Annotated in this window: 8 protein-coding genes; all 8 read left to right on the top strand. The window is 70.5% G+C overall.

Going from position 1 to position 11,922, the window contains the following annotated elements:
• The first annotated feature begins 347 nt into the window (after positions 1–347).
• The 8 genes from BMG523DRAFT_RS03000 (at position 348) to BMG523DRAFT_RS02965 (ending at position 11,600) form a co-directional block, all read left to right on the top strand.
• The gene (locus BMG523DRAFT_RS03000; protein ID WP_023840066.1) at positions 348–2,411 is read left to right on the top strand and encodes an HAD family hydrolase; all 2,064 of its coding nucleotides are present in this window, start codon (positions 348–350) and stop codon (positions 2,409–2,411) included.
• Complete coding sequence (locus BMG523DRAFT_RS02995; RefSeq protein ID WP_011438317.1) at positions 2,411–2,647, top strand: acyl carrier protein; 237 nt, start codon at positions 2,411–2,413, stop codon at positions 2,645–2,647. Before BMG523DRAFT_RS03000 ends, BMG523DRAFT_RS02995 begins: the two co-directional genes overlap by 1 nt.
• On the top strand, positions 2,637–3,350 hold the full coding sequence (locus tag BMG523DRAFT_RS02990) for a serine O-acetyltransferase (protein WP_023840067.1): 714 nt from the start codon (positions 2,637–2,639) through the stop codon (positions 3,348–3,350). The genes BMG523DRAFT_RS02995 and BMG523DRAFT_RS02990 overlap by 11 nt, the downstream gene beginning before the upstream one ends.
• 164 nt (positions 3,351–3,514) lie before the next feature.
• The gene (locus tag BMG523DRAFT_RS02985) at positions 3,515–4,543 is read left to right on the top strand and encodes an NAD(P)-dependent oxidoreductase (RefSeq protein ID WP_011438315.1); all 1,029 of its coding nucleotides are present in this window, start codon (positions 3,515–3,517) and stop codon (positions 4,541–4,543) included.
• On the top strand, positions 4,540–5,169 hold the full coding sequence (locus BMG523DRAFT_RS02980) for a dTDP-4-dehydrorhamnose 3,5-epimerase family protein (protein WP_011438314.1): 630 nt from the start codon (positions 4,540–4,542) through the stop codon (positions 5,167–5,169). Before BMG523DRAFT_RS02985 ends, BMG523DRAFT_RS02980 begins: the two co-directional genes overlap by 4 nt.
• 771 nt (positions 5,170–5,940) lie before the next feature.
• Entirely contained in the window at positions 5,941–7,275 is a 1,335-nt protein-coding gene (locus tag BMG523DRAFT_RS02975; protein ID WP_011438312.1) for a class I SAM-dependent methyltransferase, read from the top strand.
• 102 nt (positions 7,276–7,377) lie between these two features.
• The gene (locus BMG523DRAFT_RS27090) at positions 7,378–9,789 is read left to right on the top strand and encodes a hypothetical protein (protein ID WP_023840068.1); all 2,412 of its coding nucleotides are present in this window, start codon (positions 7,378–7,380) and stop codon (positions 9,787–9,789) included.
• Positions 9,790–10,025: 236 nt separating this feature from the next.
• Entirely contained in the window at positions 10,026–11,600 is a 1,575-nt protein-coding gene (locus tag BMG523DRAFT_RS02965) for a Wzz/FepE/Etk N-terminal domain-containing protein (protein ID WP_011438310.1), read from the top strand.
• The last annotated feature ends 322 nt before the right edge of the window (positions 11,601–11,922 follow it).

Below are 11,922 nucleotides of genomic sequence, written 5' to 3'. Positions count from 1 at the left end.
CGCCCTGTCTGAGGAAGTTTTCCACATTGCATGGTCTATGCAGACCACTGTTACAAAGCAGATAGCTCGTCCGGATAGCCCGAGGTGGTTTTCCCGGCTTCAGTGCCTTCGACGGCGCAGGAGACGATCGATGCCCAGTGGGGCGTGGCTCTGCCGGGTGACCGCCTCCCCGGTCCCGGTCCCGGTCGACGCGCAACCTCCACCGGACCGGGGCACGCTCCTCGCGTCCCTGGTTGCCGCCCTGGCCTGATGGTCGCTCCGTCGCCTACCAACACTTACGTGACGGTAGAGTGCCGAGGAACCGCGTATGGGCGCCGCGAAGAGTCGCACCGAGAGGGGCCGCAGCAATGACCGACAGAAGGGACGTCGGCACGGACGTCGGCGAGGGCGTCGCGTCACCGCCGGAACATCCGCGGATCGCCGAGTTGACCGCGCGTGCCGCCACGAGTGAGATCCCGACCGCGGCGCTGTGCCGTGATCTCGCCGTCGCGCACGAGCGGGCCGGCGACGACGCCGGGGCCGTGCGGTGGGCCCTGGCGCTCACCGACGCCGGCAGCGACCTCGGTGCCTGGTCGGCCGCTGCCGGCGTGCTGCGCCGCGTCCTGCCGCGGGTCGCGCCGCTGCCGAGGTCCGCGCGGGTGGCCGTGCTCGGCAGTTACACGACGTCGCAGTTCGCCGCGCTGTTGCCGCTGGCCGCGGCGCGAGCCGGGGTCGCCGTCGAGGTCTACGAATGCGGCTATGGGCAGTACCGCCAGGAGGTCCTGGACCCCGCGAGTGAGCTCTACCGGTTCCGGCCCGACGTCGTCGTGCTCGCGGTGCACGCCGGGGAGACCGCCCTGCCGGCGGTCGCCGACGACCCGGCCGCCGCGGTGGCCACCGAGGTCGAGCGTTGGACGTCGCTGTGGGACATGATCATAAATCGGTGCGGGGCCCGGATCGTCCAGCACACCTTCGCCATCCCCGGCGAGGTCGCGCTCGGCCATCTGGCGTTGCGGGTTCCCGGCTCCCGGCCGGCGATGCTCGCGCGGGTCAACGCCGAACTCGGCCGGGTGTCCGGCGAGCGGGGCGACGGGGTCGCCTTCGTCGACTGCGAGCGGCTCGCCGCCGACGTGGGCAAGCGTGCCTGGTTCGACGCGCGGTACTGGCACCGGTCCAAGCAGGCGGTGTCGCTCGCGCAGGTGCCGCTGCTGGCCCGGCACACCGCCGCGGTGATCGGGGCTCAGCTGGGAACGAGCCGGAAGTGCCTGGTCCTCGACCTCGACAACACTCTGTGGGGCGGCGTGCTCGGGGAGGAGGGCCTGGCCGGCATCGCGCTCGGCGATGGCGCTGTCGGGGAGGCGTTCGCCGCGTTCCAGACGTACGTCGCCGAGTTGAAGGCCCGCGGGGTCGTGCTCGCCGTCTGTTCCAAGAACAACGACGCCGACGCCCGGGAGGCGTTCGAGCGTCATCCGGGGATGCGGCTCGGCCTCGATGACATCGCGGTGTTCAGCGCCTGCTGGGACGACAAGCCGACGCAGATCCGCCGGATCGCCGCCGCGCTCGGCCTCGGCCTCGACGCGCTGGTCTTCGTTGACGACAACCCGGCCGAACGCGAGGTCGTCCGCCAACTCGTTCCCGAGGTGGACGTCGTGGCGCTGCCCGCCGATCCGCACGGCTACGTCCGGGCGCTGGCGGACTATCCCTTCTTCGAGGCCAGCGCCCTCACGGCCGAGGACGCCGCGCGCACCGCCGCGTACCGGGCCCGGGCCGAGACGGCTGCCGCCGCCGCGGCGGCGACCTCGCTGGAGGATTTCCACCGCGGGCTGGACATGACCGCTACCGTGGTCCCGCTCGACGACATGACCCTGCCGCGGGTCGCCCAGTTGGTCGGCAAGACCAACCAGTTCAACCTGACCGGTCGCCGCCGGGGCGCCGCCGAGATCGAGCGGCTGGCCGCCGATCCCGGCACGGCGGTGTTCTGCGTCCGGCTCGCCGACCGGTTCGCCGACCACGGGCTGGTCGCCGTGGTCATCGCGGTGGAGTCGGCGGACGCGCTGGACATCGACACCTGGCTGATGAGCTGCCGGGTGATCGGCCGGACCCTCGAGGACGAGGTGGCCGCGCTTGTTCTCGCCGAGGCCCGCCGCCGCGGCCTCGCCCGCGTGACCGGGCACTACCGGCCGTCGGCGAAGAACGTTCTGGTGGCCGGCCTCTACGAACGGCTCGGTTTCGAGCGGGTCGACCCGGCGCCGGCCACGACCCCGGCGGCGGAGACGACGTGCTGGAGCCGTGATGCGCGGTCGCCGTACCTGCCGCCTGGGCTCATCCGGGTCGTCGTGGCCGAGCCGTCCGGCGTCGTGGCCGGGCTGTCTCCCCAGGTGTTCCCCCAGCCGCGGCCACAGGACCGCAAGATGGAAGAGGTGCCTCGCTGATGGTGCAGGAGCGACTACAGCAGATCTTCCGGGAGATCTTCAGTGACGACGACCTCGTCATCAGCGACGGAATGACCGCCGCCGATGTACCGGGGTGGGACTCGCTCGCGCATATCAACCTCATCTACGCGGTCGAACGCGAGTTCTCGATCCAGATCGCCGATGAACGGCTCGCGAGTTTCGCCACCGTCGGTGACCTGCGCGAGCACATCGAGGAGCTGAGTGGTGTCCACTGAGATCGAGCGTGTCAACGGCCCCGGCCCCGGTGCCCCTCTCGGGTCCGGCGGGTCCGCCGGACCCGACTCCGCAGGGAGCGACTCCGCAGGGAGCGGCGCCGTCCGAGCCGATCAGCCCGCAGCCGCCCCGTCCCCCCGGGTAGCCGAGACGGACGGCGACCAGGACACCCGGGATGCCTCCGACCTCGGGCTGTGGGAGATCCTGCGGGAGGACTGGCGCCGGCACTACAAATCGTTCGCCCACCCGGGGCTGCACGTGCTCGCCGTCTATCGCATCGGGCAGTGGCGGCGCACCCGCAGCCAGCCCGTCCGCGGGATCGTGACCGTCTTCTACAAGGTGGTCAACAAATTGGTCATCCGTAACCTGTACGGGGCCGAGCTCGACGAGCAGGCGCGGATCGGCCGCCGGGTCCACATCGGCCATCACCAGACGATCCTCATCCCGCCGCACTGCGTGATCGGGGACGACTGCACCCTGCGGCACAACTTGACCATCGGCTACGCGAGCGGTACGGCGGGCCCGCGGGACGTGCCGAAGGTCGGCAAGCGGGTCGAGCTCGCCCCCGGGGTCCACCTCATCGGGGCGATCAGCATCGGCGACGACGCCAGGATCGGTCCGGGCTCGATCGTGATGACGGACGTGCCGGCGGGCTCGACCGTCTTCGCCGCTCCCGCGCGGGTGATGCGCCCACCGGGGCGTTGAGACCGTCCGGGTGACGCGCCCGCCGGCGCGCTGAGACTGCCGACGCGCCACTGCGGGATGTCGGCGACCGGCTCGTGGGATCGACTCGGTACGGTTTGAGGCCGGAACACTGGTGTCCGATTGGACCCGACCTGTGCCGTTGCCGAGATGGGGAGGACTCGCGGATGAAGGTGCTCGTGACGGGCACGGAGGGGTATCTGGGGTGCCTGCTCGCGCCCGAGCTGCTGCGTGATGGCCATGAGGTCATCGGCGTGGACACCGGCTACTACAAGTACGGCTGGCTGTACCGCGGCGTCGACCGGACCCCGTTGACCCTTGACAAGGACCTTCGCCATCTCACGGTCGAGGACTTCGCGGGGGTCGACGCCGTCGTGCACATGGCGGAGCTGTCCAACGACCCGCTCGGCGCGCTCGCCCCGGACGTGACGTACAAGGTGAACCACGTCGGCTCGGTCCGGCTGGCGAAGCTGGCCAAGCAGGCCGGCGTCGAACGGTTCGTCTACATGTCCTCCTGCAGCGTCTACGGCGTCGCGACCGGTGTGGACGTCACCGAGGCCTCGCCGGTGAACCCGCAGACCCCCTACGCCGAGTGCAAGGTCTACGTGGAGCGTGACGTCGCCCCGCTGGCGGACGACACCTTCTCGCCGACCTTCCTGCGCAACGCCACCGCCTACGGTGCCTCCCCGCGGCAGCGTTTCGACATCGTGCTCAACAACCTGGCCGGGGTGGCCTGGACTACCGGCGAGATCGCGATGACCTCGGATGGCACCCCGTGGCGCCCGCTGGTCCACGGGCTCGATATCGCGAAGGCGATCCGCCTGGTGCTGACCGCACCGCGCGACATCGTGCACAACCAGATCTTCAACGTCGGCGACAGCGAGCAGAATTACCAGGTGAAGGAGATCGCGGACGCGGTCGCCACGGTGTTCACCGGCTGCACGCTGAGCTTCGGTGACAACGGCGGTGACAATCGCAGCTACCGGGTGTCGTTCGACAAGATCGCCTCCACCCTGCCCGGCTTCTCCTGTGACTGGAACGCGCTCAGGGGCGCCCAGCAGCTGCACGACGTCTTCACCCGTATCCAGCTCGACAACGAGACGTTCACCGGCCGCGGGCACACCCGGCTCAAGCAGCTTCAGTACCTGATCCGCACCGGCCAGCTCGACGCCGACCTGTTCTGGGCCCACTCGTGATCATTACGCCGACGCCGATCGCCGGGGTGATGATCGTCGATGTCGAGCCGTTCCCCGATGCCCGCGGCATGTTCGCGCGCACGTTCTGTGCCGACGAGTTCGCCGCCGCGGGGCTCACGGTCGACGTCGCCCAGTGCAGCGTGGCCTACAACGCCTCCGCGGGCACCGTCCGCGGGATGCACTGGGCGGGGGAGCCGGTGCGGGAGACCAAGCTGGTGCGCTGCACCCGCGGCGCCCTGCTCGACGTCGTCGTCGATCCCCGCCCGGACTCGCCGACCTATCTGCGGCACGTGGCGGTGGAGCTCTCGGCCGACAACCATCGGGCGCTGTTCATCGACGCGGGCCTGGCGCACGGGTACCAGACGCTCGTCGACTCCACCGAGGCGACCTATCAGATGAACGTCCCGTTCACGCCGGGACACGACCGTGGGCTGCGCTTCGACGACCCGCGACTGGGCATCGTCTGGCCGCTGCCCGTCTCGGTGATCTCCGACAAGGACCGTGCGTGGCCGCTGCTGGCCGGCGATGGCCCGGCCGGACCATCCGGCGACGCCGCGCCACCCGGCCCTCCCGGCATCCAACGTGATGTAGCTCATGCATCCGGCGGGGTCGGCGCGACGGCCTGAATCCGTCGTCCCCGGTTCGGTCGACCGCCGGGCCTCCGCTCCACCAGTGAAAATCAATGCTGGCAGGGAAAAGTGGGCGGGTGTGGGGTGTTGCCCACGAACGGGGGCGGGTGCTGGAGGGCATCCCACGTCTTGCCAGCTGGACAACCAGGCGCGGACGTGAGGGTTGGATTACCGGGGTTTCCCCCGACCGGCTGAACGAGGCCGTCGGTCGACAGTCGGTCGACCGACGGCCGACAATGCCTGCAACGCCGCGGATACCCGCCGGGCGGGACGGCTGGCGGGGCCGGCTCGGCGGCGTCGGGGGGTGGTGCCACGGCTTCCTCTCGGCGACTGTGGGTCACGTGGGGGGTGGTGCCCACCGGCTAGCATGACCCGGCGTGCGCAGAACCCATGACCGCCGATCTTCGCCGGAAAATCATCGGGCTGCCGTCAGCGGTGCCGGCGGTGGCATCTCGCCGACGGAAACGAGCGCTCGTCCGGCGGTCGCCGCTGCGGCGGTGGGTGGCGGGTGTCCGGCCGATGACCGGTGCCCGCATGCCCGGTGCCCGCGCTCTCCTTCCTGCCTTCGCCGGCGATCGCCCGGCGGCGTGGCGGGCCCGTCCCGGCTTCACGAAGATCATGTCGTTCGCGGGACCGTCACATCCTTCTGGTCGGATGTGCGGTCATCATGTCGTTCGGCCTCTCGTTCGGCCTCGCGGCCGACTGGCACAGCCATTCCCGTCCACCAGATCGTGAAGATCGATGTCGACACCTCACCTAGGGGAACGCATGTCATCCGCAACCCCGGCCCAGCGCGGTAGTGGCACCGCCGAGGCCGACGCGACCCAGAAGCAGGCGACCCAGAAGCAGGATGCTCCCGGCGGCATCGCCACGGCGGTAATCGCCTGCCGGTCCTGCGGCGGACCGGCCCCGCGCCTGTTCCTCTCCCTGGGGTCCACCCCCATCGCCAACCGCCTGGTGCGCGCCGACGCCCTCGACGCGACCGATCCGTCGTTCCCGCTTGAGGTCGGCTTCTGCGAGGCCTGCGCACTCGTCCAGCTCACCCACGAGCTGCCGGCGTCCGAGATCTTCGACGAGGACTATCCCTACTTCTCCTCGTTCTCCGACATGCTCGTCCGCCACGCGGAGAAGCACGTGATCGACCTGATCGCGAGCCGCAACCTCGGGCCGGACAGCCTGGTGGTCGAGGTCGCCAGCAACGACGGCTACCTGCTGAAGGCGTTCGTCGAGCGGGGCATCCCGGTCCTCGGGATCGAGCCGACCCCGGGCCCGGCCGCGGCCGCCCGGGAGGCGGGCGTGCCGACCCGCGAGGAGTTCTTCGGCGCGGAGCTCGCCCGTCAGCTCGTCGCGGAGGGTCGCAAGGCCGATGTGATCATAGCGAACAACGTGATGGCCCACGTCCCGGACCTCAACAGCTTCGTCGAGGGCTTCTCGATCCTGCTCGCCGACGGCGGCCTCGTCGACGTCGAGAACCCCGGGGTCGGCGCGTTGCTGGCCCACACCGAGTTCGACACGGTCTACCACGAGCACTTCTGCTACTTCTCCACGATCGCGGTCGACGCCCTGATGCGCCGGCACGGCCTCGCGCTCGTCGGCGTCCAGGAGTTCCCCGAGCTGCACGGCGGCACCCTGCGGTGGAGCATGCAGCACACCGCCACCGCGGACCCGGCCGAGTCGGTGGCGGCGGTGCTCGACGCCGAGCGGGCCGCCGGGCTCGACACGTTCGACCGGTACGCCAGCTTCGGCGACGACGTCCGCGCCGTGCAGGACGAGCTGGTGGCGTTGCTGCGCTCGCTGCGCGCCGACGGTAGGACCATCGCCGCCTACGGCGCGGCGGCCAAGGGAGCGACCCTGCTGAACTCCAGCGGCATCGGTACCGACCTGCTCGATTTCGTCGTCGACCGCAACATCCACAAGCAGGGCCGGTACCTGCCCGGCGCCCGGTTGCCGATCCTCGATCCTGCCGTCCTGCTGGAGCGGCAGCCCGACTACCTGCTGCTGCTGGCGTGGAACGTGAAGAAGGAGATCATCGCCCAGCAGGCCGAGTACGCCGCGCGCGGTGGCTCCTTCATCGTGCCGGTTCCCCGGCCCGTAGTGCTGTAGGCAACCCATCGTGGTCTCAGGCCGTCGTTATTTCCGTCCGCGGTTGTGCGGACCCTGCTCGCTGGGCCGGCTGAGCCGGTCGGGCTGGTCGAGAGAGCGGGTATGACGGACATCGACGTGGACCTGAGAGCCACGGGTGGGGAGGACGACTCCCCACCCGAGGGTTCCCCTGACGAGACCCGGTACGTGCCACGATCCCAGCGTCCCGCGCGGGCGACCGGGCAGCGTCCCGGAGAGCGGACCGAACGTCTCGGCGAAGGGTTCGAACGCCGTGGCGGCCGCCGACCCGGCGAGGTTTTCGAGGTGTCCACGGGGCCGATCCGCCCGCAGCCCGCTCCGGCGCCGGCGCCGCGGCCGGAATCCGGGGCGGGCGAGCAGACCATCAAGGTCTCTGGACTGCCGTTGATCCGCCGCCCGCCCCCGGGTACCGTGCGGACCGGCCCGGTGCGGCCCCACGGCGATCCGTCGGAGCAACGGCCCACCGCTTCCCCGGGCGAGATCTCCGTGAGCCGGGTGCCAACGGCCGGGAAGGCGGGAGACGGGAAGGCGGGAGAACCGTCGGGCGAGGCCGGGGGAAGACCGCCAGTCGACCCGGTCCGCCCCGCGGGGCCGGTGTCCGGGCGGTCCGGGCCCGCGATCCAGCCGCCCGACGTCGTCACCGCCACGATGGACCTGAGCGCGCTGCAACGCCGGCTGCGGGCGGAGAAGACCGAGCTCCTCCGGCGGGTCGAGGGGCAGACTCCCCGGCATCGCCGCTCGGACCGGCGGGCGCGTCGAACCGACGAGACCGATCCGGAGAGCACACAGATCTTTCCGCGGCCGCCCCCCGCCGGGCGTGGCGGCCGATTTCCCGGGGCGGGCACCGCGCGGTCCCGCGGTCGACGAAGGCCCGCCGCGACGGGCGGCGGCGAGCGGGCCGCCGCGGCCGCGTCCTTCGGGCCGGGGCCCGGTAACGGGGCCGACGGCCTGGTGGACGATCTGACCGGCGACGAGGGTCCGGGCCGCGAGGGTCCGGGCCGCGAGGGTTCCGGCGGCCGTGGCGGAGCCAGGTCGAAGGCGATCTGGACGCTGGCGGACCAGGCCGTCTCCAGTGCGACGAACGCCGCGGTCTCGTTCCTGATCGCCCATCAGGTCAGCGACGTCGAGTACGGCGCGTTCGGTATTGCGTACACGTTGTTCTCCATCGTCATCGGCCTGGTCCGCGCCGGAAGCTGCATGCCGCTGAGCATGTTCTACTCGGGTGCCACTCGGAGCGACTTCCGGGCGGCGGCCACCGCCACCACCGGCTCGTCGTTCGTCTTCGGTGTGGCCGTGGGAATCGCGTTCGTCGGTCCGGGTCTGCTCCTCGGCGGCCCGGTCGGGTCGTCGTTGTCGGCGATGGGCCTCGTGCTGCCCGGCCTGCTGCTGCAGGATGCGTGGCGCTATGTCTTCTTCGCGATGGGGAAGCCCTTCGGCGCCTTCGTCAACGACACCGTCTGGGCGGTCGTCCAGATTTTCGGGATCTTCCTGCTCATCCACCGCGGTGTGACCGCATCCCCGCCGCTGCTGCTCGCCTGGGGGGCCTCGGCTCTCGTCGCGGCCCTGCTGGGGATAGCCCAGGCCGGCTTCTGGCCGTCGCCCGGCGAGACCCTTCGATGGCTCCGCAGGAACAAGTCGAACTCCGCCTATCTGGCGGCGGAGTTCATCACCGTCCAGGGCGCGATGCAGACCTCGCTGCTGGTGATCGGAGCGGTGGGTTCGCTGGCGACGGTGGGCGCCCTGCAAGGTGCGCGCACGCTGCTCGGCCCGACCACGGTGGTCGGGGTGGGGGTCGTGAGCTTCGCGTTGCCGGAGTTCTCCAAGCGGACCTCCATGACCCGCCACGCCCGGGAGCGCGCCGCCTACGCTCTCTCGGCCCTCGTCCTCGCCATCGGCACGGCGTGGAGCCTGATCTTCTACCTCCTTCCGGAACGTTACGGCCAGGCGTTGTTGGGCGACTCGTGGGACGGCGTCAGGAACATCCTGGGGCTGTCGATTCTGCACTATCTGGCCGCGTCGGTCCCGGTCGGACCGGCCTGCATGGTCTACGCACTCGGAAAAGCCAAGATCACATTTCGGGTCAATGCGGTCTTTGCGCCGATGTTGTTTGGTTTTCCTATCATTGGGTTGCTTGTCGGGGAGGCGCGGGGTGCGGTCGTCGGCTATAACATTGCTTTCTGGTCCATTGCGCCGGTGTGGTTTGTGCTGCTCCGTCGACTCGCTCGGGAGCACGACGCGGAGCAGGCCGCGCTGCGGGCGGCGCGGGGCGGCTCCGGGCCTGACCCCGCCCCGGCGGGGCCGGGAGGACGAGAGCTGCCGCGCCCGCGCCGGGCCGGGATGAGCGACGCACGTCGGTCGAGACGGTCGAACGCTGGCGAATCTGACCATCGAATGGATCCCGTGGATGATGTCGAGGGTATGGATGTCGCTCCGGAGCACGGCCCTCGCCGGCCTGGTCGCGGAACCGGATCGCGGCGTGGTGGGCGGGGCACCTGAGCATCCGCGCGGCGTCAGTCATAGCTATAGACCGTTTACTATCCGCTATCGGCTATGCTCACAAATCGGTTCCGTCAGATCTAGACCGTGGTCCGGCAAACGGGCCGGATGCTCCTGTGGGGGGCCACATTGAGTTCGCTTCATGTCCCGCTGGAGGAGTCGTTGCGTCGTCTCACCGGCACTCCGATCCGGGTACGGGCCCGGTCCGCTCGTTCCGAGTCCGTGGCGGGTGCGTCATGAGTCGCAACGTGCAGGCGGGCAACGAGACCAGCCGGGCTCCCTCCGCCCCGTCCCTGCTTCGTATCCTCCAGCCACGGCTGCTGGTTGTCGCCATCGTCGTGGTCGTCTTCGCGGCTCTGGCGGCCGCCTACTCCAAGACGCAGACGGCGACCTATCGGTCGAGTGCCCGGGTCTTCCTCTCGACGGACTCGGGTACGCTCGGCGCCAACTCGGTCGACGCGACCCGCTTCGTGCAGACCCAGGCGCAGTTCGCCCAGTCCTCGGCGGCCGTCGCGGAGATCGCGAAGGAACTCAAGCTGCCCGAGCTGGACGTCGCCGCCCGGCTCAGTACCTCGCCGTCCGACGAGGGCTACTTCTTCGTCATCAAGGGGACGGGCCCGAGCCAGCAGGCGGCGGACGCGCTGGTCAAGTCGGCCGAGGATGCCTACAGCAAGCTTTTGACGACCTATGGCCCCAACAGCCAGGCGAATATCAGCGCCATGATCAAACTTCGTGACGGGCTGGTGGCGGAGCAGGCCGCTGCGGGCCAGGGAGCCGGTATTGCCGGGAGCGTCGACAACACCGTCCGCAACACGCAGATCGCGAACCTCAACACGCAGATCGCCACCGCCCGTACCGCCTCCGCGCTGGCGAGCGCGTCGATCAAACTGGCCGAGCCACCCGTCGCCGAAGGCCAGAGCGGGCCGAACCTGTTCCGTAACACGCTGGTCGCTGCGATCGTCGGGTTGCTCGGTTCGATCGCGGCGATTTGGATCATGTATCAGCGCCGGCCCACCATCCTCGACCCGCACAACCCATCCGACACCCTGGGCGTGCCGCTGATCGCCGTCCTGGAGCCGGGACGGACCACCGCCAGCGCGGCCGAGACCCTGGTCTCGGCGATGTCCGCGGTGATGTCCCCGACGAGCAAGGTGATCGCGTTCACCCCGGCGTCGCGAGGGGACCTGACCGCCGATCTCGTCGCCTCCGTGGCCGCCGCATGGTCCGATGATCAGGGCGTCGTCCTGATCCTGGACACCTCGCCGTCGTCCGAGGTGCGGGGAGTTCTTGAGGGACTGCCCCGGGCGACCTCCGGGGAGCTGCCTCGCTGGGCGCACGAGCCGACCTGCCTGGCACGCTCGTCCGGCACCGGACGGGGGCACATCCTCTACAACCGCGTGTCGCCGGCCCGGGCCGCCCGGCCCGGTGGCCTCGCCCCGATCCTCGCCGACCGGGCGCCGGTCGTCGACCTCGTCATCCTCGTCACCTCGGCGCTGGCCGAGCTGCCGATGACCGCGGCCTCCGCCATCCAGGCCGACGCCGTCGTGGTCATCACCTCCACCGAAACCAGCCTCAAGGAGCTTGAGCAGGTGCCGCGGGACTGGCCGGCGCTCGCCGAGCGAGTCGTGGGCGTCGTGCACGACGGCCGGACCGGCATCCGCCGGGCCGTCGCGGCGGCCCCGGAGCGTCGTTCGTCGGTCGACACCATCACCTCCAATTCCCCGGTGGGGGACTCGGCCGCGGTGAGCAAGCGGGGCGGCGGCGTGGACTCGGAGGCCACCGACCGCTACGCCCGCCCCGGCAAGCGTTAGAGAGCCCGTAGCCGCGAGGGTCCGGGACCCCGAGGTTCCCTGGATTCCAGGCGTCGCAACGCCGGTATGACGAGCCGGGCGGTCAGCGTAATCTGACCGCCCGGCTCCTTCGTTGTACCGGCTTCTTGTCGCGGCTTCTTGTCGTATCTCCGGTCCCTGGGTCTGGTCCCGGCGCCCGGTCCCAGTTCCGGCCATCGCGATGGCCCTACCTGCCAAGATGAGGCGAGAGGCGAGAGGCGAGACGAGCACGGGCAGGGATGGCGGTATGGGCGGATGGCGCCATCCGTGCGCTGTGGTGCGTGCGGTCGCGCGCCTGCTGCGC

This window comes from Frankia sp. BMG5.23 (assembly GCF_000685765.2).
GTDB lineage: Bacteria > Actinomycetota > Actinomycetes > Frankiales > Frankiaceae > Frankia > Frankia casuarinae.
This window is presented reverse-complemented; position numbering and strand designations above follow the sequence as displayed.

Bases quoted from the DNA above. Each gene is read 5' to 3' on its own strand.
- BMG523DRAFT_RS02975 (WP_011438312.1), top strand. From the start codon at position 5,941: ATGTCATCCGCAACCCCGGCCCAGCGCGGTAGTGGCACCGCCGAGGCC.
- BMG523DRAFT_RS03000 (WP_023840066.1), top strand. From the start codon at position 348: ATGACCGACAGAAGGGACGTCGGCACGGACGTCGGCGAGGGCGTCGCG.
- BMG523DRAFT_RS02985 (WP_011438315.1), top strand. From the start codon at position 3,515: ATGAAGGTGCTCGTGACGGGCACGGAGGGGTATCTGGGGTGCCTGCTC.
- BMG523DRAFT_RS02965 (WP_011438310.1), top strand. From the start codon at position 10,026: ATGAGTCGCAACGTGCAGGCGGGCAACGAGACCAGCCGGGCTCCCTCC.
- BMG523DRAFT_RS27090 (WP_023840068.1), top strand. From the start codon at position 7,378: ATGACGGACATCGACGTGGACCTGAGAGCCACGGGTGGGGAGGACGAC.
- BMG523DRAFT_RS02995 (WP_011438317.1), top strand. From the start codon at position 2,411: ATGGTGCAGGAGCGACTACAGCAGATCTTCCGGGAGATCTTCAGTGAC.